Raw genomic sequence first — 26,736 nt, 5'->3', positions numbered from 1 at the left:
CCTGCTATGTATGCATATATTTCATTTTCCAGTCACAACGTTTGGACACTACTGGTATGGACCATATAATCTTGTTCTGACATTTTCAAAAGAGCTTTCGTAGAAGAAGTTTCCACTTTCATGTGAACAATACAACATTCCGGTATCGTCTAATTCCGGATCATTTTCTGGATCATCGCAATATATATCGTAATCAGAAAATGGATTATTAATCTCCTCAAGTGGACAGTTGAGTTTTGTTCTGCATTGTTCAACCGTATCATCTAATCCAAAGCAATCTCCTGATATCTCTCTTAAATCAGCATAAGGCAGCGCAAAAGGATAAGAAGAAAATGTCGGAGCAGATTCAATTCCAGAATAGTAATGAATGTTTCCCTTCACTTTTCCCGATGCTGAAGCTGCGAGAGCTCTAGAATAGATCGCCAAAATGCTCCCATCTTGGGCGTTAACAAGCCCTGTCCATACTCCTTCCTCAGAATTATCAATGGAAACTCTATATGCCAAAATATACCCATATCCTTCTCCTAGGTTGCCAGTGTAATTCGCCTTGTTTTCTCCATTTATTCTGGTTGGTATGATGCTTAGCGATAACGGAGTGATCTTTGTGGTTCCTAGAATATTTTGGACATCGAAATAGGTTTCCATCAGTCCAATAGCTTGCTGCTCAGTGTATGTTGGCTCAATTGAGATGTTAATATTTCCCCAATTTACAGCTGAGATTCTTACAAGATTTCCATGAGATATTGTAAACAATAATCTGCTTCCTGTGACATCTATATTTTTGTATTTTCGGGAAAAATTGATGTACCAATTTTCTTCAATATTAGTTGCACTTGAAAGATAAACTTCCTGTGTGTCAATATTGAATAATGCGGAATGTAAGCTTAAAAATTCCATAACTGAATTAACAACCTCAGACTCAGTAATTTCACCCTTAAATGGCAGATCATTTCCAATACCGGGAAAAAAAGGGATTCCCTTGCCAAAGATATGCAAAGGTGCCCCGCTTCGGAGATCAATGATGATTCCCCACTGATTACCGTATCTATTAAGGAACTCTTGTTTCCATTGTTGTTTTGCAGGATAATTATCGATTTCATTATAAGGTACGGAGATTGGATCTACAGTGAGTTTGTCAGATTTAAATGCAAGGTCTTGAATACTGCAGAAACTTGAAAAAGGGAAAATACTGATAAGGATTAATAATAGCTGCTTCATGGAATCCTCCTTTAATCACTCTGGTTGTTTATTAAATGGAATTTCATGCTTTCTTACGAGCTTGTAAAATGCAAGACAATCCTGAGTGTACAACGGATTAGTAATCAAGAGAAACTGATTTGTTGGAGGAAAATATACAAGTCTTTCAAAGTATGAGAAGTCAGAGAGCCCACAGTTACCGGGACAAAGGCGATTCCATTTGTGATTTTTATAGATGTATGTACCTCCACCAATGAATGCTGTAACGACCCTACTCAAAATAGGATTATATGCCATATCCCATGCAGTGTCGCCGATTAATATTTCACCATCATAAGTTTGAATGTTTACCCCATCATACTCATGTGTTTGCCCTCTTCCTCTAAAATGCATGATGATTCTTTGACTAGACTCGTCATAGGCTACGCGATCAGCATGGTAATATGACGAAAGTTGAATCTCATGAATTTGATCTCCATCCCACTCAAAGATATGGTCGAAATAGTTGCTCATCATGATCGCCCGCTTGCGATCTGTATCATATGCGCTGAGTAATGTTGCTTCGGATTCTGTGAAACATTGCCAGCAGGTGGATTCATCTTTTTTGCATAGTAAATCACACTGGTATGGATGTGGAGGATTAGAGTTGCAGACATACATGCGTATGTCTATCATCGTATTGTTTAATTCATCATAAAACATTTGATTGGATTCAAACTGTAAATCATCTTGCCCGCTGCTGGGATCATGTGTGCAATCAAAGGTCCATTCAACTCCGTCCCATATCCAAGTATCGATCTTATTAATATCTTGATTCCAATATGTGAATACGAGGCTCTTGATATTTGGATCATAAGCAAGATGAAAATACTGGTATTCAGAATTGAGGCAGATGGGCGGCCCTTCTCCAGTATCCAGTTTCTCCCACTTCCACCCCGGCATGAGTGAAGTCGTTATGAGCAATAACATGATGGTCAATAATTTTTTCATAATGCCTCCTCGGTAACCATCATTATAATCCTCTCTTCGTTTCGATGCATGTGTGCAGCGTCCAGAAAAGAATGTCCGAAAAGTTCAATTTAATAGATTGACACGTCCACAGGGTTTATAGCTTTCCTGTCAGGCAGATTCGATACTTCGTCATGATCTAAGAATCAAACTACTTCTGGATAAGGGTGTCCCGCAGGCGGATCAACATTCGGGCGTGCCGGGGCATGGACTTTTGCAGTGTTTCCGCCATTCCGATCCGGGCCAGGACAAAGTCGTACCGGGCCGGATCGTCAGGAACGAGGCTTCGGAAGTAGCGTGTGATCTCCAGTGCAGTCCGGGCGTCGGCCGTGGCCCGTTCCGTGATCCCCTCCACACGGGCCAGGCGATGGATGTGGCGGTCCACCGGCATGACCAGGCAGGCGGGCGAGAGGGCAGTCCACGGACCGGGGTCGACACGATCCTTTCGGGCCATCCACCGGATGTAGAGATGGAGCCGTTTGCAGGCTCCACCCCGGGCCGGATCGGAGATCAGGGATCCCGTTGTAAACCAATGCCGGATCCATCGGGTAAGAGCGGGGATCGTGGTTTCCTCCCCTTCTCTCCATTCTTCCATGAAGGAGGCATGGAGGGATCCCCGATCTCTCAAAACCGTTCCGATCTCCAGGAGAAGGGTGAAAAGTTCCCGGGCGGGGGTGTATCGGTACACGAAGCCGTCAAGATGACTGCGGATCCATCCGGGATCAGCTTCCTTTAGCGTACCGTGGAGATCGAGCCCCAGCCGATCCAGGACACGGCCCACGATGCGGTGAATCTGCAGAACGCTCCCGTAAGCAAGAGAGGCGGCAATCAGCCCTGCAACTTCGCGATCCTTCTGTTTCCGGTACTGCAGTACCCGATCCAGGGGATCTGGAAATACATACCTTCTTTTGTTCAGCGCCAGATACAGCGATTCAAGGTTCTCCCGTTTCAGCACGTCGTCAGTGTACCCTATCCGCCCGGCGGCCTCTCTGGTAGAATCACGGCATGGCCGCCCCTCTGCTGATCCTGAAGACCGGTTCCACCTACCCCGAAATCGCGTCCGGCCACGGGGATTTTGAGGACTGGTTTATCCGGATCATCGAGTCCTGCGGAGCTGCTTACGAGGTCGTGGATGCCACCGTCCCCTTCGCGGCGGACCTCACCCGCTTTTCCGGAGCCATCCTGACCGGAAGCCTCGCCTCGGCGTACTGGGACGAGCCGTGGATCGGGACCATCGCCGACTGGATCCGCCGGGCCGTGCGGTCGGGCAAGCCGATCCTGGGTGTGTGTTTCGGCCACCAGATGCTGGGCCGGGCCCTGGGGGGAACAGTACGCCGATGTACGAACGGTCTCGAGCTGGGCACCGTGGAGATTCATCTGACCGGGGAGGGAAAGAGCGATCCCCTCTTCGAGGGCCTCCCGGACACCTTCCAGGCCCAGGAGACCCATGTGGATGAAGTCGTGACCCCGCCTCCCGGTGCCCACGTCCTGGCGAAGAACAGCCATTCCGCCATCCAGGCCATGGCCTGCGGAGAGGATGTCTGGGGCGTTCAGTTCCACCCGGAGATCACCGATGAGATCATGCGGTCCCTGATCCTCGACCTAAATACGAAGGGGAAATTGAGAGAATCCGATTCACTGTTGAGTGACATTCGTCCAACACCCGTTGCGGAGGGCATTCTCAAACGGTTTATTTCCCTGGCAACCGATTCCTGATTTTTTTGCTTTTCGAGGCCTGTACTCTTACGCTTTTCCCTGTACTTTCTGGATGTTTTCGATTTTTCCCATCACGACGAGAAGGCTTCCCGCCTGCAGAACGTGGTCCTGGGGCGGGTTGTAGGTAAAGGGGGCCGTCGGGCTTTCCCTTACGGCCAGGATCAGAAGATCGTGGGCCCGGGGAAAGCTGCAGGCCTCCAGGGTCCTGCCCACCCACGGAGAGCCCTTTTCCAGGCTGATCTCTCCGACCCGAAGAACACCGTCAGGGCTTCGGAGCATCTGGTCCAGGAAGGCCACGGTGGCCGGCCGGATCAATTCTGACGCAAGGCGCAGTCCTCCGATGTGGTTGGGCGAGACGATGGCATCGGCTCCGGCGCGCCGCATCTTGGCTTCGATATGGGGATGCTGGCCGATGGCCACAATTCGGATCTTTGAGTTCAGCATCCTCGCTGTCATGACGACGTAGAGGTTGTCCTTGTCATTGGGCAGGGCGATGATGATCCCCCGTGCTCGGGTAATATTGGCATCCACCAGGTTCTGATCGTCCGTGGCATCCCCCAGGATGGTCAGGATGTTTCCCAGTTTTCCACAGGCTTCCAGGTTTTCAGGACTGCGGTCGATCAGGACCACTTCCCATCCGCACTTTAACAGTTCATCCACGATATAGAAACCTGTATCTCCGCCACCGCAGACGATGCAGTGGCCCGATAGCTCTTTGATGGTCTTCATCATACGGCGCCTCCGTAACATGCCGGTAAAGTGTCCCTCCACGACAAAGGCCGTGAAGGCGCTGAGACTGTAAAGAAGGATCCCCACGCCAAAGGTCAGCAGAATGATCGTATAGACCCGGAGGACCGGGTGCGTGTTGACATCAAAGACCTCACGGTATCCGACGGTGGAGAGCGTAATCACGGTCATGTAGAGACAATCCATGAAGCTTTCCCGACCCTGCATGATCAGGTAATACCCCACCGATCCGGCCAGGATCACGCATCCGATCATGGCCACGATCCGCGGAAGGGGATTTTTAATCTCTACCATACGTCAGGAGGGATTCACATTCTGAAACACGTGGAGGACCTCGCCTATATAGATCCGGTGATAATCCCTTTGCGGGTAAAGTTCTTCGATGGATGGATCCTTGAACCGCTCCGGTTCGATATCCTGCGTCGACAGGGTGCGGCAGACCAGGACCAGGCGGGACTGGGAAAACCCGGTCGTGCTTTCCGGGAAAGGAATGGGGTGAAGCCCTGTCTGTTGCATCTTATCCACGTCCCGGCCCGAATGGGTGCCGCAGTACATCAGGGCATCCCGGTGCGGTTCATCAAAAAAGGAGAGTGTAAAGGTTTCGTATTTTTCCATGAAGGCATAGGTATATCGCGTGGGCCGCACAAAGACGAAGCTTACCGGCCGGTTCCACAGGATCCCAAGCCCACCCCAGGATGCGGTCATCGTGTTGAAATCGGTCAAAGGACCTGCGGTAATCAGCATCCAGTCCTTGCCGATCAGCCGGAACGGAGATTGATCCAGGGTGTCCGGATCGAGACGGGAGAAATCCTTCAGAGGGGTATCCACCTCACTCCTCATCGGGCACGGGAATGGCCCACATCTTCGGACCCAGCGTAATTTCTACACGGTCGGAGAAGTGCTCCACTTTAAGCCCGTCGACACGATGGTGAAGAACGCCCGAGAATCCTTCCGGACCGGTTCCGGATAGAAACCCGAGAACGACAGCCCGGGTTCCTATCTGAACGTCCGCGGTATCTCCGCAGGCGGGGCACTCGTGAGTCAATGTCCTCGTATCAATCCGATAGTGTCTGCACCGGTTCAGGAAATCCCCGATTTCCATCCGGTACCCGCATTGAAGACAGCGAATCATACTTCAGCCTCCATCTTCGTGTTTCACCATATCCCCCATCGCTCCATACACCCTCATGAACAGTTCCTTCACTGAAAGGCCAGTTTTGGCAGCCAGATCCTCGACTTGATCGAACTCGGGCTGAATGTTGACAATTTCTCCCCGGTAGCGTGCGACTTTGACGGAAATGCGCCCCTCGGGTAGATCCAGTTCGATCATATCACGGTCGCATATTTTCCGTTCCACCGGAAAATATCGGACACCCAGGGTTGGGGACTCTCGAAAGATCGTCTGGACCACCGGGTCGAGTCGTTCCCGTTCCAGCAGGACAACCAGCTGGAGCCCCGGCCGTCCCTTCTTCATTGTCAGGGGAACCAGGCAGGCATCCAGTGCACCCCTTTCAAGCACCTGGCGAAGGAGGAGGGAAGCGACCTGACCGGTCATGTCATCCATGTTGGCTTCCAGCTGGAGGATGGTGGACGATGAGCCACGCTCCCCCAGGAGCACGCGAACACAGTTGGGAAGAGGACCTCCCTCCCGTGTCCCGAATCCATACCCCGATTGGACCAGGGACATCGTGGGCATATCTCCGGGTCCGGCGACTTCTCGAAGGATGGCCGCCGCCGTGGGTGTTGTTGCTTCTCCCTCCATGGTCCCCTGGAAAACGGGAAATCCTTCCAGAAGCTTCACCGTCGCGGGGGCGGGAACGGGCAGTTCCCCGTGCTCCGTCATCACCGTCCCTCGACCGAAGGGGATCGGCCCGACCGTGCACTCGTCCACCCCAAGAGTTTCCATGGCTGCGGAAACGCCCACCAGATCGACGAGGGTGTCCACGGACGCCAGTTCATGAAGGTGGACTTCATCCAGCCCCGCCCCATGGACCTCGGACTCCGCCTCCAGGATCGAGAGAAACATACGGCGCACCCGTTCACGGACATCGTCCGATACATGAAGTTTCTGGAGAATGGGATTCAGATCAGCCAGCACCCTGACAGCGCGGGAGCGAAATGCGGAAGAAGGTTGAAGAATGGTGCCGGTAATCCCCCGCCGGGTCACCTTCTGAAAGACAATGGTTTCCGGCTCAACCAGGGGTTTCAGGGCATGCCGGATCGCGTCCGGGTCGGCGCCCGAATCGACCAGAGCGGCAAGAAGCATGTCCCCGGCCATCCCGGCGGGTGGATCAATAAAGAGATGCATCAGATCCTCCTGTGCTCCCGAAAGGAGTAGTAACCGTCCGTACCGACAATCAGGTGATCCGCCACGGGGATTCCAAGTAGTTCACCTGCCTGGACCAGCCGCCTTGTAAATCGAAGATCGTCTTCCGAGGGTTCCGGATCTCCGGATGGGTGCGTATGGAAGAGAATGATCCTGGCGGCATGGGTATTGAGTGCCTGGCTGAATACAAACCTCGGCTCGACCGGGGCAAACTGAGTCGTTCCCTCATGCAGAACCTGAACGGACATCAGGCCGTTTCGGCCGTTGAGCAGAAGGACGCCGAAGAGCTCACGGCGGGAATCCGCATAGCGTTCCAGAAGATACGTCCCCACAGATGATGGAGAGGAGAGCTTCACCGCTTTTGGTCGTGGAGACCGGAGCCTGCGGGCCAGTTCCACGGCGGCCGCAAGGGTCACCGCCTTTGCACCCTTTAGCCCCTTTACCTGCATGAATTGATCATAGCTGGCCCGCAGGAGGGCATCGCCGGGAAACGAACCGACCACCTCCTCCGCCACTTCGAGAACCGACCGGCCCTTCACACCCGTGCGAAGAAGGATGGCCACGAGTTCCTGGAGAGAAAGGCTTCCGGGTCCAAGACGGGCCAGACGTTCCCTGGGCTGAGCATCGAGGGGGAGGTCTTTAACCCGCATATCCCAGACTCCCTGCCGCTGCGGCGCCACATATGCCCGAAACTACGGCGTCATACTCACTCGACAATCCTCGACGTAGGCTCCGTCTACGCCTCCGGTATGTTTCATTCGTCTTCCTTGTATTTCCGATCATCTTCACCCCCTCACCAGGCATCGGGTATGAGATAAGCGGGTTAACCCGCATATCTGATCATCTTTCCAGCACCGCCAGGTATTGAGTGCGTGAATTGCTGGTTATCCCTCATGGATCCCGAGGGCTTCCGCAAACTGTACCGCAGTCATGGGAAGGGAAACGGTGGCGTGGCCCGTGAGCGGCGTATGCTGTGGATTGACTTCAATGACCCGGGCGCCTGATGAGAGCCCATGGTACGGAAGGGAGGCGGCGGGCTGAACCATGGAGGAAGTACCGATGACAATGCAAAGGTCTGCCGTCTGAACCTCTTCAAAGGCCCGTTCGAGCACTGCGGAGGGAAGAGATTCACCGAACCAGACGACATTGGGCCGGAGCATGGCCCCACAGGAACAGAGAGGGGGCAGGGACGAAAAGGGATGGGTCCGGTCCTCCTTGACCGTTCCTTCCCGGGTGCATCGTACCTCCCAGATATTCCCATGGAGTTCCATTACATCCGTCGAACCAGCCAGCCGGTGAAGTCCATCCACATTTTGCGTGACCACGGAAACATGCGGAAGATTCTTTTCCCAGGAGACCACGAGCTGGTGGGCGGCATTCGGATGACATTCGGCAATCAGGCCCCGACGCCATTGATACCACTCCCATACGGTCAGCGGGTCCCGGTGGAAGGCTTCCGGTGTGGCAAGTTCTTCCGGGCGGTATTTTCTCCAAAGTCCATCCGTGCCTCGAAACGTCGGAACCCCGCTTTCGGCGGAAATCCCAGCCCCTGTCAGGACCACGGTGTGCTTGCTGTTTCGAATCAGGTCCCGGACTTTCGTTATATCCGTCATAGGCTTATGATACATGAGAGAGCGCAGAGGAACAAAGAGTTTCCCCTGTGATCCGATAAATCCGCGTGATATTCAGGGCCCAGACGACACCCGATATCCAATGTCTTTTTCCATGTCTGCTTTCATGACACCTGACACGTATAGATCGGCTCCTTCGCCATCGATCTCGTCCGGTCCCACACTGTAGACGATAAAGCTCCTGGGTCCAAGTTTTTTGTACCGAAGCGGTTGTCCATCGAAGGGATCGATCGGCCAATCAGATATCTTCAGAATTTCTTCGATTTCCGGAAAGACTCCCTTCTTCGCATAAATTGCGTAAATACGGTCCTGGGCAAGGGTCAGATTCCATGCAGCCGAGAGGCTGACAAGACGTGCGTAAGAACTCGTGAAGTTCGGAAGATATTTTCCATACCCCCAGCCGGCCATCTTCACTCGTGCATCATGCCAGGCCAGATCTCCAAGGGTAAAGTCCGGCACGCTGTACATCCATCCGGTGAGGAGGGTCAGGGTATTCAGATCCCTTTCTGTTTCCCTTCTGAGAGCTGCCCTCCAGAGAGGCCGCCACGAGGGGATGAAGGCATCATTCTGGTCTGCCAGGATGAGTCCATTATGGACTTCCTTCATTTGAAGAGCGGAAAAGACGGTGTAACGCTCACCGTCATAGAGGCTTCTCGCCCATTCTGCTTTCAGTCGGGCACCGTCTTCCATAACACTTCGAATTTCCGGAGACCAGGCCCGGCTGTTCATCGTTTGAACGGCTGCGTACCCATGGGCCGCCATCTTATCCATGGCTATGGAAATGAGAGAGGTAATCAGAATCTGTCCCGGAACCTGAAATTTTTTCGAAGCATCCTTGAGGTGCCCCAGGGTTTCCAGAGCGCGATTCATATCTCCTTCGTCTGCCTGGATCAGCGCCTGAATAAACATTCCCCGGGACCATCGCATGGCATCCAGAAGGTCGGGAAGGGGAACTTCCATGATTCGGTCTTTATAGGTCTCCGGATCAAAGGATTGGACGTAGGGACATTCGTTCAGGGCTGCGATCGCATTGGCATTGATGTTAAGAAGTTCTTCCCAGTAAGGATCCTCGGTAATCCCTTCTTCCCGGAGCACCCTTCGAATGGACTCCCCCTTCTCCATTGCTTTGGTCACATCCGCAGAGAGTTCTCCGACTTTCATTTTATAAAAGAGCTCCAGCCCTTCAGATCCCGAATCATGGATGGAGGAAAACCAGGGCTTGCACTCCTTTGTCGTATCACCCTGCGGAAAGACATCCAGGACATCAACGGGAAACCCCTTCGATTCCCATAGAGTGGCAACGGCTTCTACGGCATCTACCTGCAGAGTGGCTTCACGGTAGGTTGTCAATCCCACCGCAGTCAGGACTACCGCCAGAACCACGAATCCCCAGACCATCCGGGTACGCGTCAGCAGAACAATCACGACGCAGCTGCCAAGCCCGATCAGGATGGAGGTAAAAATCAGGGAGGCGCTCAGGTGTCGGGTTACTCCCCAGAGAAGAAGGGACAGCGATATGCAGATTCCACTGATCATTCCCATCCACAGGACAAGCAGGAATCGGGCACTGGATTCCGGGCGGTCTCGATGAAAAACCCAGATCACCAGTGCTGAAATCCCAAAGGAAATCCCGGCCAGTATACCCACGATATCGGTGGGATCAGCGACGAGGGGCGCGGCCATATATAAGAATCCGAAGAGTATCCCCGTCAGGGCCAGAGTGCTCCATACAATGAAGATTAATCTGGTCATGAATTCCTCCCGCGTAGCGGTCTCTGAGTGCCGTAAAGCATTGTACCACAGGAAATTATACCCCCTGACCCTCTATCCCTGTATCATTCATGTAGTTCTCCTGGAGAGGAAACCCTCTCTTCGTGTACAATGGCCGGATAAACGAACCGAATTCTATCCATGAGAACGATTGTCGATGAGCCGGCCTGGTCCGATCCTGTCCACCGCCTCCTGGAGACTGGCGGGACGATTTTCCTTCTGGGCGGCAGCGATGCCGGAAAGACCAGCCTTGCACGATATATTCTTGATCAATCCATTGAGCGGGGTCTGCGAACCGCCTTCCTCGACGGGGATATCGGTCAATCCTCTCTCGGCCTTCCCGGCACATTGAGTGCCGCCTGGTTTTCTACCCAACGGGAACTGGAGGCTTTCACCTGCGGACTCATGACCTACATAGGGATTGTTTCCCCGATATCTGACATGGGATTTCTCCTTCACCTTTTGGAGACCATGATGAATGTCTGCCGGCGTCAAAGCGACATTGTCGTGGTTGATACAACCGGATTTGTTTCCGGCGATATGGCCCGGCGATTCAAAGCAAGGGAAATAGGCGTCCTGAATCCTGACTGGATCGTATCCGTACAGGAAAGGGATGAGCTGGAACCCATTCTTCAAGAGGTCGATCCAACAGCTCTGATTCGATTGCAACGTTCATCCCGGGTAAAAATCCGCAACCGGAGGTTCCGGACCAACTACAGGGCAAGGAAATGGCGGCGTTATTTTGATAACGTTCCCTTACAAACTCTGGAATTCGACTCCTCCAACGTCGAACTCCACTACCGGGGAACAGGGATCGAACCTCCCCTCACCTCATTTTTTCCGGGTACCCTTGTAGGCTTGAATACCGGCGATATTACGAAGGCTTTTGGAATTCTTCTCCCCAATTCCCGGAGCCAGGTCCGACTGGCTTCCCCTTTTCAGACAAAGGATCGCATCGACCGGCTGGTCCTGGGAGATCTTCTCTATCCCCATCCCACCCGCCGATCTCAAACACGCACAATTTGACCCTTTGAAAAAATCGAGTAATAATAAAGGCAGGGGGTGATGCATGCGATATCGAACCATTCTATTGCTACTCGGAATTCTCATCATCACAGTGCTTGTCGGGTGCCAGAAAAAAGAGGTTGTCGTGGGGGCAATTCTGCCCGAATCCGGGGAAGCGGGGCTCATTGGTCAGGCCCTTCGCGAAGGCATCGAAACCGGGCTGACCTATATTCAAAAGGATGAAACATACCCGTACCGTCTTCGAGTCGAATTCAAGGACACACAGTCCAACACCGACCGGGCGGAGGGCCTCTTTTACGACCTGATTAAGGATGGAGCCGTGGCCTTTATCGGAGGCGTCACATCGTCCGAGGCATTGAAGCTGATGAAACCGGTCAGCGAACAGCAGACGGTTCTCCTGAGTCCCACGGCATCTCACCCCGATCTATCGGGAAAGTCTTCCTACTTTTTCAGGATTTACCCGTCGGATCTGAGGGAAGTCGCCATCCTGGCCAACTTCACGGTAAAGTATGTCAAACCCTCTTCCCTCACCGTGATCTACCAGAAAAGCGACTATGCAACCGGGTTTGTGCAATCCTATACGGAGGAGCTGAAGAAAAACGCAATCTCCAATGTTGACACGCTGGAACTGCCGCCCTCAATGGATCAGCATGATCGCGCCGTCACGGAAGCCCTTCTGAAAAAACCGGATGCCGTCTGTATTATCGGGTATCCGGATGCTCTCGTCGGTCTGCTGAAAGACCTGCGGAACAACGCCTATGAGGGAACCATCCTGACCACCTCGGCGGTAACGGCCCCGGGCATCATGGCCCGCTGCGGAGAGCTCACCCGTGGAATTCTCTTCTGCAAGCCGCCGTTCACGGTCGATGAAAATGAGAACCCCCTCACCGAATATTTTCTCAAGACGTATGAAGAGCGCTATGGTCGTCCTCCGAGCCTCCTGGCCGGATATGGCTTTGACGCAATCCTGGTCATGGCCGAAGCTCTTCGATCCGGCGGATACTATCGGGAGGATGTGCGGAAGGGACTTATCGGTCTCCAGGGTTTTTCCGGTGTCACCGGCCCGACGGTTTTCAACTCCCAGGGAGATGTCAACAAGGCGTACCGGGTCTTCAAGTGTCTTGGAAACATACAGTTGGACTACGTCAAATTCAAGGATTACAAACGGGAGCTTCTCCGTCAGATGATCATCGATCTCCGTTCGGGAAAGGATGGAGGGTCGGGCACACTGACCCGGGAAGATCTGAAGTCTTATTCAGAGGATCAGCTCAGGGAACTGGCAAAGAAGGTCGGCCTCGATTCCCTCGGCACCCGGGACGAACTGATGGAAAAGATCCTCAAAGCTCTGGAAACGGTCGATCCCGCGTGACGCCGGGGCTCGTTCCCGGCAACGCTACAGGTACTCCGGTACTCGCCTCGTTTGTCACTCCCCATGGGTTCGGGCATGCGTCCCGAACCTGTGCGGTTCTGGAAGTTCTCGCTCAATCCGTTCCGGAGATCCGCTTTGAGATCTTCACAACCGTGCCCTCCTGTTTTTTCGAAGAATCGCTCCGACGTCCCTTTGGTTATCATCCGGTCCGAACCGATATCGGCATGTCTCAGACATCCCCCCTGGAAGAGGACCTGACGGCCACCCTGCAGAACCTGGATGAATTTCTTCCTTTCCATCCGGCTGCAGTCGACAATCTTGCGCGCCTCCTGCGGGAGCTTCATTGTGATGCGGTTCTCTGCGATATCTCCCCCCTTGGAATCGCCGTGGCGGAACAGTCCGGCATCCCCTCCATTCTCCTTGAAAATTTCACATGGGACTGGATCTACTCCGCCTATCTCGATGCGGAACCCGGTTTACGAGGTCACATCGAAACCCTCAGGCCCATCTTTCAGATGGCGACCCACAGGATCCAGTCACACCCCATATGCCGGCCCGAGGAAGGCACACAGAAGGTGCCCCCCATCAGCCGGAAGGGTCCACGCGTTTCACCTGAACAGGTGCGGCGGGAACTCGGGATTCCCCCTGACAAATCGATGGTCCTGATAACCCTTGGAGGCATCCGGCCTGATATAGAGATGATTCAGTCCGCTCGAACCTCAGATCGAATCCGATGGGTCTTTCCAGGTGCGTCGGATCGATTTGAAATCAGGGACGGTGCAGTCCTTCTTCCCCACCACCATGGTTTTTTCCATCCTGACCTGGTCTATGCCTCCGATGCTGTCGTAGGAAAGGTGGGGTACAGCACGCTGGCGGAGACGTACCATGCGGGAAAACCCTTCGGGTATATTCCCCGGATCCGATTTCCCGAATCGGCAGTCCTCTGCGATTTCATTGAAAGTCACATGGCCGGTGCAAGAATCGATCCGGCCGAATTCTCCCGGGGGACCTGGGTGACTCTGATGGATACCCTGTTGAACCTGTCTCCCCGTCCTCCACGGGAGGAAAATGGCACCCGGGCTGCAGCCCGAACCATTCTGGAAATACTCGGCGGCTGAATCTATCGGGCGGACAAAAAACCAATCCAGGGATAAGTGGAATCTGGGCTCAGGGTTTTTCGGAGTAGAGTCGGACCAGTTTGGGTGAAAAATCGTTAGAGGTGAGAACGTCCTCCCCGCACCCCATGTTTCTTGCTTCGGCAAAGGCTTCTTTTGCCCGGTTCAAAGTCGTTTCATCATCTGGCTGCTCCAGAAAGTGCCGCGTCGCGAGAATACATCCCTGGAGCACCTGGAGATAACAGCTTTCGATATCCTTGCTTCGAGCCCGCTCCAGATTGGACTCGGCCCGGGCAAGATCGCCGGAAAAGAATGCCTCGAATCCGGCTCGAAGGGCGTTCAAACCCTCCCGGGTATCCCGGCCCGATTCCGGCTCCCTTTCCCTGCCGGTCTCCGGAGCCGGGGGCTTCGTCTGCTCGGGAGGAACACGACTTCCCTCGCGCCCCGTTGAAGGTTCGGTTTCCCGTTCGAGCCGATCTTTCAGTTCCTGGAGTCGTGAAACCATTTTTGAGATTTCCTGGTCCACGGTCAGAACCTGGACATTGTCTTCCGCAATTTCGAGGTCAGTCCGCAGTGTCGTAAGTTTCTGCCTGGACTCGTTCAGGATTTTCCTGAGCCCGGGGCGATTTCCAACCCTTCGCTCCCCATCCCGAATGGATTCCTGAACTTCATCCAGCCGGTTCAGAACACGCTGACGCAGTTGAGGATCGGGACCGCTTTGTGTTTCGGGTGCAGCCGTCACCTGCGGCTGGGCAGCGGGAGGTTTTTCCTGTGCCTGTGCAGGAGGTGTCGGCTCGGGTTTTTTGATTTCCTCCAGCCGGTCCCGAAGCGTTTCCCAGAAACCGGGTTTTTTCTGGACCACTCCCATCGCCATGGCCTTATGAAAATAGTTTCGGGCCGGCTGCAGTTCACCAATTCTGAAATAACACTCAGCCACATAGTAATTGGGAATATAGTCGTAGAAATGCATCCCTTCCCGGATGCAGTCGGCACAATCTTCCGGCTTGTCTTCCAGTGCCTTCAGAAAGTACGGCAGGGCGGAATTCCAGTCATCTTTCTTATAGTACTTCTTCCCCTTGTTGTAGTCCGAAACCCAGTTCGCCAGGATCGGCTGCACACCGAGAAACAGAATGGCCAGGACCAGGGCAAGCTCAGCGAATCGTCTTGAGAAAGGTCTCATAGTCATGGGGGAAGGTGACGCTGAGGCTCTGCATCTGGCCGGAGGAAACGTTCACGACCCGCACTTCAGGCGGTCCGGAACCGGGAGGTGCAAGGGTGATCTTGTAGGCTCCGGGAGGGAGGGCGATATGGGCCGGAGTAAGGCTGTCGGATATGTCTACCGATTCCCCGGTATCCTTCCGGACGATGGACGTAATATTCGCCCAGGGTGAAGCGGAAACCGACAGGATCCCCGGTGATTCCGTCATGGCTCCCGGGGAAGGTTTTTTCAGGATATAGAGAGTTGCCAGGATTACGATAACGACCAGAACCAGCCCCAGAAGAAGGGGAAGAACGGGGAACCGTCGGGGTTGTGGAGCAGGGAGGGGCGGTGCATATTCAGGCCCGGTCTGGACCCGCTGTGTTGGACCTTCAAGAGGTGGGGGAGACGGCACGGGGGGCGCGGTAATCTTCGGCTGTCCGCTGGAAGGTGTGGAGACGAGGCGCGTGGGACTGCTTTCCAGTTCCACAAGAGGGGTTCCCGCTGGCGTTGTGGTTTCAGCCCGCAGGACATCCTCTCCCCCCATGGACGCAAAGTATTCGGCAAACCCGGTATCCCACGTCGGTGTGGGAAGGTGCTGCACCGCACTCAGGAATTCTTCCGCATCCTCGTACCGTTCATTCCGGTCCTTTGCGAGGGCACGCAATGTGACCTGGTTGAGCTCCTCCTGGATTTCATTCCGGGCATCCTGGAGAAGGATGGGATCGGGAGGCTGCATCGTGTGCTTATGAATGTAACCATAGGGCGTCGTGGCTGCAAAGGGCGCACTTCCGGTGATCATTTCGTACAGTACCACGCCGAAAGAATAGAGATCGGTTCGATGATCCAGGGACTCCCCGTCCGGGAGAAGCCCGACCTGTTCCGGTGAACAATATTTCAGCTTACCCATGAACATCCCGGTCTGCGTCAGGCGCTCCTCCCCCTGGAAGGACTTGGCAATCCCGAGATCAATGATTTTGACCTTCAGTTCGTTATGCCTCGAAAAATAGAGCATGATGTTTTCAGGGGATATGTCCCGATGAATGATGCCATTCTTATGAAGACCGTTTAAGCCCTTAAGCGCCTGGATTGCGACCTCCCTGATCAGGGAGACGGGCATGGCCCCGCAGATTTTTAGTACCTCAAAGAGATTTTTTCCTGGGATATATTCCCAGACCATGTAGAAGGCGCCATTGGGCAACTGGGAAAAGTCATAGAGGATTGCAACGTTCGGGTTCTGAATCTGGGTAGCAAGACGGGCTTCCGCAATGAACCGTTTCTGCTCGGTGTCGGAAGCGGCCACACTTGGACGCATGACCTTGATGACCCTCGTATCCAGGAGATGGACGTGCCTGACCTTGTAAACCTCTCCCATCCCGCCGGCACCCAATTTCTGAACCACTTCGTATTTCCCGTCTACGATTTCTCCGGGGTTCAGAAGATCGGGTTGATCAGCCATGACAACACACCCAGACGTGAAGATTCATCACGGCCGGAGTATAGCACAACCGCCTTCAACTCCTGGTGAAGAATTCTCTTACCCGATCGGCCTGCGGATCGGGATATTCATGCGTTCAGGATCGAGCCATACTTCCGTCTTTCCGCACAAAGAAAACCGGGAATCCTGGAAGAATGCGAATCGTGAACTCTAGGGATTTTCAGCTTTTTTCATCTGGCTGAGGCAACCGGCGAGCGCTCCCACGAGAGCCATGCCCGCACGATGGGCATTATGACCTTCCATCAGCGTGAGGTGGGCTGAAATCCCAAATGCTCTGCAGAAATGGTAAAGAAATTCCTCAATCAGCTGAAAGGGCAGGTCTTTCTTGACAAAGAGATCCTCTGTCATGGTTTCCGCTCTGAAACGGAAGGTAAAGGAACCCGGACGAAGAATGGCACGGGCCACCGAGTCCTCCTCCATACAGAATGATTGGAATGTCTTTGTCTCTCCCGTTTCCTTCGGAAGCGCCTTGCTGAAACCGTCCCCTAGAACAAAACCCAGATCGTGGGCCAGCGGCTGGAGACCCGCATCCTGGTCGTAGGTGGCCTTCAGGGTAACGGAGAGGCCCAGGGCTTCACAGAGCGTTTCCACGAGCGCATTAAAGTAGCCCGAGGGAGACTGAAGCTGAAACTTGGGAGAATCTTCCTGGGTCAGGGAAATTTCTACCGAACCGAATCGACCTTTGTGAGTCGAACGAAATCCCGGCTTGGGTGCTGTTCCTCCGCGCCGTCTCCGTCGTGGGGGGCGCTTGGATACTGATTCATTCACACATACCTCCCTATTTTCCCGGCCTTTCCGGCTGCGGGAGACAGGATAACCATTGTAGCACAGGGTGAATAGAAACCTTGCAATCGCGTAGTTCATCATGCACAATATCCGCAGAGGAGGAGACATGGACCTGAGAGAAAAGAGCCGTTCCCAGAGAGGGAGCCTGGAGAAACTGGTAGCAAAGATCCCCGGATTCGGCGGGTACTTCGAACGGGACACTCGCCGGGAGGCCGACGCGCTTCAACGACGCTACATCGCCGACACCCTGGATGACGTCCGGGCAAAGATCCAGCGAAGGATGGCCTCCTTGAAGGATCTCTCTGCCATTGGTGAGTGGGGTAAAGTGGATCAGACCCTGATACGGGTCGCTCAGACGATCCGGTTTGCGGAATACGGGTACGCCGGTTTTTTTGACACAATGAAAGTCAAGGATGACACCCTCGACCGGATTTACGATATCGATGCGGACATTCTGGATCAGGTTCTTCGGCTTAAAGAAGAGGATCTGGAGGCTATGGAGCCGACTGCTCTTCTCGAGACCATCCGGGGAATGGAAGAGCAATTCAGAACACGCAAGTCAATTATGGAGGAGGTTCGCTGATGGCCCGCAAGATTGAGATTATCGAACACTTTCCCGACACCGAAAACGAAATTGTCTACCGGTATCCGCCCTCGGGTTCCGCAGACATCTTTATCGGCGCCCAGCTCGTCGTTCAGGAACAGCAGAGTGCCGTCTTTTTCCGTGATGGCAAGGCCATGGATGTCTTCGGTCCGGGCCGCCATACGCTGACGACCCTGAACATTCCTCTCATTACAAAGGTTCTGACCATTCCATGGGAAAAGTCTCCCTTCCGGGCTCAGGTCGTCTTTATTTCCTCCCGGACCTTTATCAACCGGAAGTGGGGAACGAAGGAACCCATCGTCTTTCGGGACAAAGAGCTCGCCATGGTTCGGCTGCGGGGGTTCGGCACCTATGCATTTCGAGTAAAGAATCCCCAACTCTTTGTCAATGAGGTCGTGGGAGCCCGGGGACTGTACGGAACCGAGGAGCTGGAAGACTATTACCGTAACATCATCGTATCCCGGCTCAACGATGTCCTGGGAGAACAGGTTACCAGCATCTTTGACCTCCCGGCCGTCTATGACGAACTGGGGGTTCTGGTCAAGGCCCGGCTGGGGGATGATTTTACCGGGCATGGCATCGACCTGATCGATTTTTACATCAACTCCATCACGCCGCCGGAAGAAGTGATGGCCAAGATAGATGAAAGAGCAGGCATGGGTGCCCTCGGAGATATGGGGAAATACATGCAGTTTAAAGCCGCCCAGGCCATGCAGGACGCAGCACAGGCCTCGGGTGGTGGAGGCGAGGCAGGGGGAACCGCCGCTGCCGGCATGGGCCTGGGAGTTGGCGCGGGCCTCGGTATGGCGATTCCATCGATGCTGAAAGACACACTGTCAGGAGGCAATGCCCAGCAGCCATCCCGGCCCTGCGCTCATTGCGGTGCCGCGATTTCCGGAAACGCAAAATTCTGCCCGGAATGCGGAAAACCCTCTGCGGCGCCCGGCATGATTCCGTGTCCTTCCTGCAATCAGCCGACACAGGAAAATTCCAAGTTCTGTTCCAATTGCGGAGCCAAGCTGGCAATCACCTGTCCTTCCTGTTCCAAGCCGGTCCCCGCAGGCGCAAAGTTCTGTCCCGATTGCGGCCAGAAGATGGAGTAATTCAAGAAAGGGATCCGTGAAAAAGTGAATCGAAATATTACGTTCGGGTACATACTGATTGTCCTCGGGAGCCTTGTTCTCCTTAACCGGTGGCTTGATCTTTCCGAATCGCTTTTTCTCGGGTTGCTGGCCCTTTGCTTTTTTGGACTCTATCTTTTGAATCATCAATACGGCTGGCTCGTGCCCTCGGGAATTCTCGGGGGCCTTTCGGCAGGAATCTTCCTTTCCCATGGCACAGGTCATTCTTCCCTGGTAATCATCGGACTGGGCCTTGGTTTTCTGGCCATTTACCCTATCGCACGTTTGCGCGGACCCACTTCGCGCTGGCCTCTGATTCCGGGAGGAATTCTCCTGGGCATCGGCCTGATGGTTCTGGCACGTTCAGCGGAATGGCTGGACCCGGACATCCTCTCATCTCTGGGAAGGCTCTGGCCGGCGCTCCTCATTATTCTGGGCATCATCCTGATCATCCGGGCTCTTCGTTGATTGGAACCCTTTTTTTCTCAGCTGCCCTGACTCTCTCCGCAGTCCAGTCCGATTCAATTGCCGTAGAGCTCGCTTTACATCTGCCGGTCTCCGATCAACCGCCTGCTGGATCCTATCTTCTTCGCACAGATCTCACGTGGAGAGATCACACCCTCTCCTTCATCCGCCTGCAGCGAGTAACCCTGAACGGTGAGGAACCGTTTCAGGACACCCTTACTTCATCGGTTCCAGTCTCCTCCATCACAGAGGATGACGTCCTGCAGGCCATTCTTGGAAAACCTGATTTCATGATGACGGTCAGCTGGTCTATTCCCCGGGGAGAGACCGTCCTGCACCGCAGTCATTCCATCTCCTTCCGTGACGTCAGGTGGAACGCACCTTCCGCCGATCCCTTTGTCGGAGATCCGGAAATTGTCCTTTCTCTTTCGGATCGCCCCCTGGAAGTTATCCTTCCCCTGGAGAATCCGCTTTCCTTTCCCCTCCATCTGGGAATCACCGACCTTGTCGTACTTCTGGAAGGGACCCCCCTTACGCTTTCTGATCCTCCCGAAGAAATCACGGTTTCTCCAGGCGCCCGAACCCTGCGGCTCCAGACCACGTTTCCCGTCAAACATCTGGGAAGTACATTTATGGATTGTCTTGAAGCCGGGCATCTCCCCACCATTCACGTTACGGGCATACTGTCCATCCTTGTGCATGGAACAACCATCCCCCTCCATCTCGAATCGCAGGGAAGGGCCAGATTCAGCGTTTCATCCGAAAAATAAACCGGTTCGTAAGAGCATCGACCCTCCTGTGATATACTATTCCCGTGTGGATACGACTGTTGTTGAGTCTTTCCCTGTCAACCGCTTTATTCTCCGACTCGATGCTGACGGAGCGAGACTCCTCTGCCTTTCCGGTATCGGGAACTACTTCCATTCATGAAATGATCGATCAGGCCGCGAGACACCACGCGCTGGATCCGGCCCTGATCCGGGCCCTGATTCGGGTGGAATCCTCGTTCAATCCCAGAGCCGTATCGCCGAAAGGTGCGAAGGGGCTCATGCAGATCATGCCGGAAACCGCAAGGGATCTTGGCCTGAGAAACCCCTTTAATCCCGAAGAAAATCTTTATGCCGGCTGCAAATACCTCCGCAGGCTCCTGGATTCCTACAATGGAAATCTCTCCTTTGCCCTTGCGGCGTACAATGCCGGTCCCACCGTAGTCAACAACTATGGCGGGATTCCACCGTATGATGAAACCATCAATTATGTTCGAAAGGTCATGACCCTCTACCGGGGAACCGGTCTGGCCCCGACATTAAAGGCATATCGAGATCGCAATAACAGGCTTGTCATTTCGAACGTTCCCCGCAGAAATCGCCGATGAACCCGAATTCCGGCACAGTCCCCTTTGATCATGGCGTCTTTCTTGTTCACCTGAACAAGGGGAAAGAAGCCATGAACAATAAAGATTTCGAACTTGCCAGGCTCGAGCTGGAACTGGCTCTTCGATACCGACCGGAAGATGAAGATGTACTCAACCTTCTGGGATTGATCTACTTCAGAATCAAAAAATATCGACAGGCGGAAGAGACCTATAACCGCCTCTTAAAGAAAAATCCGAATATCTTTATTCTCCATTCCAATCTCGGCCTGGTTCTTTTTAAGCAAGGAAAGGTCGAGGACGCGGAGGAACACCTTCGGAAAGCCACGGAGCTGAATCCCAATTACGCGAAAGCTCATCTCTATCTTGGCCTGGTCTATCGCCGGCTGGGAAAGTACGGCATGGCCCTGGAACACTTTCGCTTTGCCGGTTCAGAGAGCCATGCAAAGGAAATGCAGGAGAAACTGCAATCTCATACCAAGGAAGAATCGCCTGAGAAACCTGCCCCACAGCCCGCGTCCCCCGGGGCTCCTGCCGCACCCCCACCTCCCGTACACGAAACTTCCCCCATCTTCCACGATTCGGATAATCCCCTCGATATTCCTCAGGAAGAGAAGACCAGCCCCTTTCCCGTTCTGAAGCAGGACAATCATGTGATTCCCGTTCCGGAACATACGCAGCCCATTCAGCCCATTCCGGAACGGTCGGAGGAGCCCTCGGACCACCCCTTCAGCTCGGTGGGAGAAGCCTTTTTGCGCGATACCGAGGAAATGCCCGAAAAAATCTCCCTTCCCACCGTAAAAACGGTCGAACACATCGGCCAGAAGTTTGTCCTCCACAAGAACGGGTTTCTGGAAATCCATACGCCGGACAAGGTATTTATCAAAAAGGGAACCCTCAATTCCTATGTGGGAAATTTCCGCTTCCATCCCCTTGACACCTTTCACGGAACCACGGCACAGCCCGTGGTCATTGCGGAAGGTGCGGGAAAGCTTTTCCTGTTCGAAAAGGGAATGCAGACCTATCTGATCGACCTCAACAGCGAGTTTCTCCTTGTGGAAGGATCCCATCTCCTGGCTTTGGAGCATGGGCTGTCGGTACGGCAGGAACTCACGTTTCCATCCCCTCCGAAGACACAGATGGACATCTTTAAAGTCTACGGGAAGGGAGCCATTGCACTCCTTACACACATTGAGCCCCTGGTTCTTCGGGTGACCCCGGAGTACCCCCTTACGATTAACGCGTCCTCTCTGGTAGCCTGGAGTGGGAATATGATGATTAACCCGGTGGAAGACGAGGAAGCCGACGTCATGCAGTCCGGCGTTGAAGAACGGCACACCCTGCGATTTGAAGGAGAAGGTCTCATCGTGGCGGAGCAGGTGGACTGATGATGGATCAAGGAAGGGAGTGGAATCGAAAATGATAATTTCGTGCCCCGCATGCGCAGTCAAATATCGGGTGGAATCATCCATTCTGAAAGAAGATCCGACAATGATCCGCTGCGCGAAATGCCAGCATGTCTTTGGCGTTTCCCCACCCTCGTCAGGGGAAGAATTCGGTCGGCCGGAACAGGAGACCACCAAGGTCGTAGACCAGGACGCAATTCAGGCCTCCGTATCCGGAAGTCTGGGCGATCAACGCATCAGCCTCGCCATCCTTTCCGGCCCACTGGCCGGTCAGGTCTTTTCCGTTTCGAAACGGACCACGATTATTGGAAGAGCGTATGGCGATGTTGTCCTCCCCGACCCGGAACTGTCCAGAAAACACTGTCAGGTCGAAGTCCGCCCCGATGGCGTCTTTCTTGTGGATCTTGGGTCTACGAATGGAACCTACTTCGACGGAAAAGCCATTCAGGAAGTCCAGCTGGAGGATAAAAACGAATTCGTCGTGGGATCCACCTCGGTTATGCTGATCGTTTCCTCCGATTGAGGAACATCGGGATTTCATTCTGAAGGCGATATCAAACACGAACCTCACTCCGGGAGGATGTGCTTCCTTCCTGGCGGCCCTGGTTCTCATTCCCGAACTGGTGGTCTTCACGGATGGAAGATTCCTGAAAGTCACCGAATATCAGCACCAGGAGGGGACCTATACCATTACCCTGATTTCAGGTGGGACGATCCAGGTTCCCGAATTGCGGGTGGAACAGATCGTCGAGGACGAGATCGTACCGGAGGAGCCGGTGTTTTCAACTCCGCCGAAGGCCTTCAAAACCATCCCCCTCGCTTTCATTGAAGGAGCAATTGATGGAATTCCCTACGGCAATCTCTTCGTTCACATGGGAAAGGAGTATGACCTGAATCCCTACCTTCTGGCTGCTGTGGCACGTGTGGAATCCAATTTCAATCCTGACGCGCTCTCTCACAAGGGAGCGCGGGGACTGATGCAGCTTATGCCCGCCACATGCCAGCGATTTCGAGTATCGGATCCTTATAACCCATCTGATAACCTGCGGGGAGCCGCGACCTTTCTTGCGTATCTCAGGAATAAGTTTGAAGATAATCTTTCCAGTATCCTGGCAGCCTATAACGCGGGTGAGCATACGGTCGAAAGGTACAAGGGACCTCCAGCGTTTAAGGAGACCCGGGACTTCATTGCAAAGGTCCAATCTCATGCGCGAGAATTCATGGAGTCTTCCGGAAGCCGGGTTTCTGATCCAACCGCCAGGAATAAGGATTCATGAACCCGGGATGGGATTGCTTTCCCCTGCTTCCGGTGAAGAGGATCCGGTATTCACTCTCCATGCAGTACTTCTCTGGCCTTCCTGTAAATTATCTGGGATAATGGCGTGATGCTTAGATTCCTCACCCTTTTCGTTCTCCTTGCTCCTCCCCTCCTTCTCGGTCAGACGATTTCCGACGAAGCGATGGATCTCTTCATGGACGGCGTTGCTCAGCAAACCGATGGAAGGGTTGATCTTGCCGTAGACAGATTAAAAAAGGCTCTCAAGCTGGATCCGGAAAATACGACGATCGCTCTTACCCTGGCGGAAGCCTGCCTCGAATCGTACCGAACCGACGAAGCGACGGAAATCCTTCAGGATATTCTGGCACGACACCCGGACAACCTGACCGCGTTGCAGAACATGGCCAGGATCTATACCACCCGGAAAGAATTCTCCACGGCACTTCTTTACTATCAGCGCGCCCATGAGGTGGCCCCGGAAGATCCGGAAATTTCGACGGAACTGGCCCGCATGCTGTTTATCACGGGCGACAAGGAGAAAGGCGTTTCCATTCTGGAAGGTGTGGACAGTGTCCAGGCATACTGGCTTCTCTCTTCGTATTACCTCGAAGCCGGAAACCTTCCTCTGGCGGAGAGAAACATCAAAGCCTTTTTGCGATTTGTTCCCGGCGAAAGCGGCATGCGTCTCCGCCTGTCGCAGATCCAGGAGCAACAGGGCCGATACCTGGACGCCGCAGAGACTGTTTATCCGATCCTCGAGAACCTTCCCAACCCGGAATCCCATCGATTTCGATGCGCAAGGCTTTTTCGCATGGGAGGGAGCTGTGATCGGGCGATTCCGCTCTTTGAATCTCTTATGGAAAGCTCGATTGACCCTTCCGATGTTCGGATGGAGCTCGGACGCTGTTATGTGGAAGCGGGACGGTGGGATGAAGCCCAGGCCCTCTTCTCCACCGTTCAGGCATCCCGGCCTGAAGATATCCTGGCCCAGCTTTACCTGATTCATCTCAAATACTTAAGCGGTTACTTGATCGAGTCCCTGACCATGCTTCAAGCTCTGGAAAGGACCGATCTCACCGAGGAAGCCAGTGATTTTCTTCTCAGTCAGAAGGCTGACATTTACACCTACCTCGGAAACTGGGAAGCCGCAGAGGCTTCCTACATGCACCTCTGGGAGAAGGATCCAAGTGAGGAACATGCGATCCAGCTTCTGGATCACTATGAACTGGTCCGGTGTTATAAAGACGCCCTGAGATTTCTCAAGGAGGCGGGATCGGCACTGTCCCGGGATCGAAAAGAAGCACGTGCGTTCCGGTTATACATGTTGATGGGAGATGAGGAAGCCGCACGAATTCTTCACGGATCTCTCGTTGATCGTATGGGGGAGGCCGGGATGTATCTGACTGTGCAGCTTGCCATGGATGCGGAGCGCTACGATCTGGCGCACGAATTTCTTGACGAAATGGTTGCATCGGTAAAGGATGAGATTTTTATCACCTTTTCCCGGGCCGCCATATATGAGAACCTGGGCAAGAGCAAGGAAGCCGGGGACCTCTTTCATTCTCTGCTCGCAGTCAATCCTGATGACGCCTCCACCCTTAACTACCTGGGGTATATGAAAGCTGAGAGCGGCGAGGACCTGGACCGGGCCAAGGCCTATCTCATTCGGGCAGTCGAAATTCAGCCTTCCAGTGGAGCCTACCTGGACTCGCTCGGGTGGGTTTACTTCAAACTGGATCAACTGAAAGAGGCCGAATATTACCTGATCCAGGCCTTCCATCGTTTACCCCATGACCCTGTCGTTATCGAACACCTTGGCGATCTTTACAATAAAAAGGGTAACCGTGAACTTGCATTATTCTATTATCGACATGCCATACGATGTTTTTCGACCGACGCCGATTCCATCATAAGCAAAATCCTCTCACTCCGCTGATCCTCGCGGTGTGTCTCCTGGCTTCATGCCGGACCTCCTCTCCTCTGATCCGGTTTGGTCCGGGGATGAGCCTTCTGGCCTCCTTCCAGGTAAAGCAGGGAGATACAACGCGTAAGGGAAAAGTAATCCTCTCCCTCTCCGATGTGCCCGAAATCACGATTCTGGGTCCCCTGAACCATCCCGTCGCCCGAGCTCACTGGGACGGGCAGGCCTGGGTACTGGATGATTCACCCGATGAAACTATCGACTCTGCATGGCAGATTGCTCCAGAAAGCCTTCCCGGGATTGTCAACGGCATGACCCCTCCATCGGGATGTGTTCCAGCTGCCGGCCCGGGAACCCGGCTCGAATGCAAGGATGGCTGGACAATCACCCTGCAGGGAAGAAATCCTGTGACCACCATCATCGCCATGCGACCATCCAGCTCAACGTCCCTGCTGATTCAAATCATGAAAATCCGGGAGATTCCATGAAATCATTTCTTGCCATGAGCTTTGTCATCCTGACCGGGTGCGCGACCGTTCAAAACCCACCCGTTTCCTTTTCCTATCCCTGCACACAGCAAAACCCCTGTGCGATTTCCACCGCCCATTCGATGGATGTACTTCTTCGGGGGCAAATGCACACCTGCGGAGGGACATTCAAGGCTGAATCCATCGAACCGATGAACGGTCAGTATCGTCTCCGTGCAAAATGTACCCAGTGTGGTAAAGAAGTCGATTTTTTCTTCACGGGAGAGAGAATCACCGAGGACGACGGCACTCTCCTGGCGGCCTTTCGACACGCCGCCCAGCTTATCCAGGATGGCATGGCCGTGGATGCCATTCCCTGGATCGAAGACTTGATCCAGCGGGAACCCCTCTTCGTGGGGGCCCGCCTTCTCCTGACCGAAGCACTCCTCTCGACGGGACAGATCGATCAAGCGAAGAGCGCCCTGGCAGGCCTCGAATCTGTTACGAAGAGCCATCCGGAGCTCTACCGGCTCCGCGCCGAACTGGAAATCGCCCTCGGCGACGCGGAGGCGTACCAGAAGGACATCGAACTTTACAGTCAGCTCTTCCAGCTGCAGATTGATGCCAACGCCCCCTGATTCAATGAATCATTACAGATGAGTCTGTTACAATGGAAAGGTGATGGTACCAGCTTCGATGGCCAGGAGACAGAGG

28 protein-coding genes are annotated in these 26,736 nt (G+C 53.8%); 15 read left to right on the top strand and 13 right to left on the bottom strand.

What is annotated here, in order from left to right; translation table 11 throughout:
• Window positions 1-48 precede the first annotated feature (48 nt).
• From PLD04_10575 to PLD04_10565, 3 genes are all read right to left on the bottom strand, one after another.
• Window positions 49-1,218: a hypothetical protein gene (locus tag PLD04_10575; GenBank protein HXK68779.1), complete on the bottom strand. Its 1,170-nt coding sequence runs from the start codon at window positions 1,216-1,218 to the stop codon at window positions 49-51.
• A 15-nt stretch (window positions 1,219-1,233) separates the two neighbouring features.
• Window positions 1,234-2,187: a hypothetical protein gene (locus tag PLD04_10570; GenBank protein HXK68778.1), complete on the bottom strand. Its 954-nt coding sequence runs from the start codon at window positions 2,185-2,187 to the stop codon at window positions 1,234-1,236.
• 169 nt (window positions 2,188-2,356) lie between these two features.
• Complete coding sequence (locus tag PLD04_10565) at window positions 2,357-3,160, bottom strand: TIGR02757 family protein (GenBank protein ID HXK68777.1); 804 nt, start codon at window positions 3,158-3,160, stop codon at window positions 2,357-2,359.
• A gap of 50 nt (window positions 3,161-3,210) precedes the next feature.
• On the opposite strand from PLD04_10565, the gene PLD04_10560 reads away from it, so the two are divergent.
• Entirely contained in the window at window positions 3,211-3,921 is a 711-nt protein-coding gene (locus tag PLD04_10560) for a glutamine amidotransferase (GenBank protein HXK68776.1), read from the top strand.
• Window positions 3,922-3,948: 27 nt separating this feature from the next.
• Here PLD04_10560 and PLD04_10555 read toward each other — a convergent pair whose 3' ends face one another.
• From PLD04_10555 to PLD04_10525, 7 genes are all read right to left on the bottom strand, one after another.
• On the bottom strand, window positions 3,949-4,962 hold the full coding sequence (locus PLD04_10555; protein HXK68775.1) for a potassium channel protein: 1,014 nt from the start codon (window positions 4,960-4,962) through the stop codon (window positions 3,949-3,951).
• A gap of 3 nt (window positions 4,963-4,965) precedes the next feature.
• The gene (locus PLD04_10550) at window positions 4,966-5,496 is read right to left on the bottom strand and encodes a flavin reductase (GenBank protein HXK68774.1); all 531 of its coding nucleotides are present in this window, start codon (window positions 5,494-5,496) and stop codon (window positions 4,966-4,968) included.
• 1 nt (window position 5,497) lies between these two features.
• A complete protein-coding gene (locus tag PLD04_10545) occupies window positions 5,498-5,800 on the bottom strand; it encodes a hypothetical protein (protein ID HXK68773.1) in 303 nt (100 codons plus the stop codon).
• Window positions 5,801-5,803: 3 nt separating this feature from the next.
• Window positions 5,804-6,976 (bottom strand): nickel pincer cofactor biosynthesis protein LarC, encoded by a 1,173-nt coding sequence (gene larC / locus PLD04_10540; protein HXK68772.1) that lies wholly within the window; start codon window positions 6,974-6,976, stop codon window positions 5,804-5,806.
• Window positions 6,976-7,644, bottom strand: coding sequence for a DNA repair protein RadC (gene radC / locus PLD04_10535; GenBank protein ID HXK68771.1), 669 nt, complete (start codon window positions 7,642-7,644; stop codon window positions 6,976-6,978). Before radC ends, larC begins: the two co-directional genes overlap by 1 nt.
• Window positions 7,645-7,878: 234 nt before the next feature.
• Window positions 7,879-8,607: an NAD-dependent deacylase gene (locus PLD04_10530; protein HXK68770.1), complete on the bottom strand. Its 729-nt coding sequence runs from the start codon at window positions 8,605-8,607 to the stop codon at window positions 7,879-7,881.
• Between the two features lie 72 nt (window positions 8,608-8,679).
• Window positions 8,680-10,377: a hypothetical protein gene (locus PLD04_10525; protein ID HXK68769.1), complete on the bottom strand. Its 1,698-nt coding sequence runs from the start codon at window positions 10,375-10,377 to the stop codon at window positions 8,680-8,682.
• 159 nt (window positions 10,378-10,536) lie between these two features.
• On the opposite strand from PLD04_10525, the gene PLD04_10520 reads away from it, so the two are divergent.
• From PLD04_10520 to PLD04_10510, 3 genes are read left to right on the top strand one after another with little or no spacing between them, the layout of a single operon-like run.
• Window positions 10,537-11,421 (top strand): Clp1/GlmU family protein, encoded by an 885-nt coding sequence (locus PLD04_10520; protein ID HXK68768.1) that lies wholly within the window; start codon window positions 10,537-10,539, stop codon window positions 11,419-11,421.
• 43 nt (window positions 11,422-11,464) lie between these two features.
• Window positions 11,465-12,790, top strand: a complete 1,326-nt coding sequence (locus PLD04_10515; GenBank protein HXK68767.1) for an ABC transporter substrate-binding protein — start codon at window positions 11,465-11,467, stop codon at window positions 12,788-12,790.
• Entirely contained in the window at window positions 12,787-13,908 is a 1,122-nt protein-coding gene (locus PLD04_10510; protein HXK68766.1) for a hypothetical protein, read from the top strand. Before PLD04_10515 ends, PLD04_10510 begins: the two co-directional genes overlap by 4 nt.
• A 49-nt stretch (window positions 13,909-13,957) precedes the next feature.
• On the opposite strand, the gene PLD04_10505 is transcribed toward PLD04_10510, so the two are convergent.
• The 3 genes from PLD04_10505 to PLD04_10495 all read right to left on the bottom strand — a co-directional run bounded on the left by PLD04_10505 (window position 13,958) and on the right by PLD04_10495 (window position 17,369).
• Window positions 13,958-15,091: a hypothetical protein gene (locus tag PLD04_10505; protein HXK68765.1), complete on the bottom strand. Its 1,134-nt coding sequence runs from the start codon at window positions 15,089-15,091 to the stop codon at window positions 13,958-13,960.
• Window positions 15,057-16,562 carry a serine/threonine-protein kinase gene (locus tag PLD04_10500; protein HXK68764.1) on the bottom strand — a complete coding sequence of 502 codons (1,506 nt, stop codon included), beginning with the start codon at window positions 16,560-16,562 and terminating at the stop codon, window positions 15,057-15,059. The genes PLD04_10505 and PLD04_10500 overlap by 35 nt, the downstream gene beginning before the upstream one ends.
• Window positions 16,563-16,751: 189 nt before the next feature.
• Window positions 16,752-17,369, bottom strand: a complete 618-nt coding sequence (locus tag PLD04_10495; GenBank protein ID HXK68763.1) for a hypothetical protein — start codon at window positions 17,367-17,369, stop codon at window positions 16,752-16,754.
• A 124-nt stretch (window positions 17,370-17,493) separates the two neighbouring features.
• Between PLD04_10495 and PLD04_10490 the strand changes: the two genes are divergently transcribed.
• The 11 genes from PLD04_10490 (at window position 17,494) to PLD04_10440 (ending at window position 26,660) form a co-directional block, all read left to right on the top strand.
• The gene (locus PLD04_10490; GenBank protein ID HXK68762.1) at window positions 17,494-17,970 is read left to right on the top strand and encodes a hypothetical protein; all 477 of its coding nucleotides are present in this window, start codon (window positions 17,494-17,496) and stop codon (window positions 17,968-17,970) included.
• Entirely contained in the window at window positions 17,970-19,094 is a 1,125-nt protein-coding gene (locus tag PLD04_10485; protein ID HXK68761.1) for an SPFH domain-containing protein, read from the top strand. Before PLD04_10490 ends, PLD04_10485 begins: the two co-directional genes overlap by 1 nt.
• 24 nt (window positions 19,095-19,118) lie before the next feature.
• The gene (locus PLD04_10480) at window positions 19,119-19,580 is read left to right on the top strand and encodes a DUF5668 domain-containing protein (GenBank protein ID HXK68760.1); all 462 of its coding nucleotides are present in this window, start codon (window positions 19,119-19,121) and stop codon (window positions 19,578-19,580) included.
• Entirely contained in the window at window positions 19,577-20,347 is a 771-nt protein-coding gene (locus PLD04_10475; protein HXK68759.1) for a hypothetical protein, read from the top strand. Before PLD04_10480 ends, PLD04_10475 begins: the two co-directional genes overlap by 4 nt.
• 44 nt (window positions 20,348-20,391) lie before the next feature.
• On the top strand, window positions 20,392-20,952 hold the full coding sequence (locus PLD04_10470; protein ID HXK68758.1) for a lytic transglycosylase domain-containing protein: 561 nt from the start codon (window positions 20,392-20,394) through the stop codon (window positions 20,950-20,952).
• Complete coding sequence (locus PLD04_10465; GenBank protein ID HXK68757.1) at window positions 20,949-22,337, top strand: tetratricopeptide repeat protein; 1,389 nt, start codon at window positions 20,949-20,951, stop codon at window positions 22,335-22,337. The genes PLD04_10470 and PLD04_10465 overlap by 4 nt, the downstream gene beginning before the upstream one ends.
• Before the next feature lie 31 nt (window positions 22,338-22,368).
• Window positions 22,369-22,878 (top strand): FHA domain-containing protein, encoded by a 510-nt coding sequence (locus tag PLD04_10460; GenBank protein ID HXK68756.1) that lies wholly within the window; start codon window positions 22,369-22,371, stop codon window positions 22,876-22,878.
• A 100-nt stretch (window positions 22,879-22,978) separates the two neighbouring features.
• On the top strand, window positions 22,979-23,632 hold the full coding sequence (locus PLD04_10455) for a lytic transglycosylase domain-containing protein (protein ID HXK68755.1): 654 nt from the start codon (window positions 22,979-22,981) through the stop codon (window positions 23,630-23,632).
• A 108-nt stretch (window positions 23,633-23,740) separates the two neighbouring features.
• Entirely contained in the window at window positions 23,741-25,570 is a 1,830-nt protein-coding gene (locus PLD04_10450) for a tetratricopeptide repeat protein (GenBank protein ID HXK68754.1), read from the top strand.
• 65 nt (window positions 25,571-25,635) lie between these two features.
• Window positions 25,636-26,043 (top strand): hypothetical protein, encoded by a 408-nt coding sequence (locus PLD04_10445; GenBank protein HXK68753.1) that lies wholly within the window; start codon window positions 25,636-25,638, stop codon window positions 26,041-26,043.
• On the top strand, window positions 26,040-26,660 hold the full coding sequence (locus tag PLD04_10440) for a tetratricopeptide repeat protein (protein ID HXK68752.1): 621 nt from the start codon (window positions 26,040-26,042) through the stop codon (window positions 26,658-26,660). Before PLD04_10445 ends, PLD04_10440 begins: the two co-directional genes overlap by 4 nt.
• Window positions 26,661-26,736 lie beyond the last annotated feature (76 nt).

It is taken from the genome of Thermoanaerobaculia bacterium, assembly GCA_035593605.1.
Taxonomy (GTDB): Bacteria; Acidobacteriota; Thermoanaerobaculia; order UBA2201; family DAOSWS01; genus DAOSWS01.
This window is presented reverse-complemented; position numbering and strand designations above follow the sequence as displayed.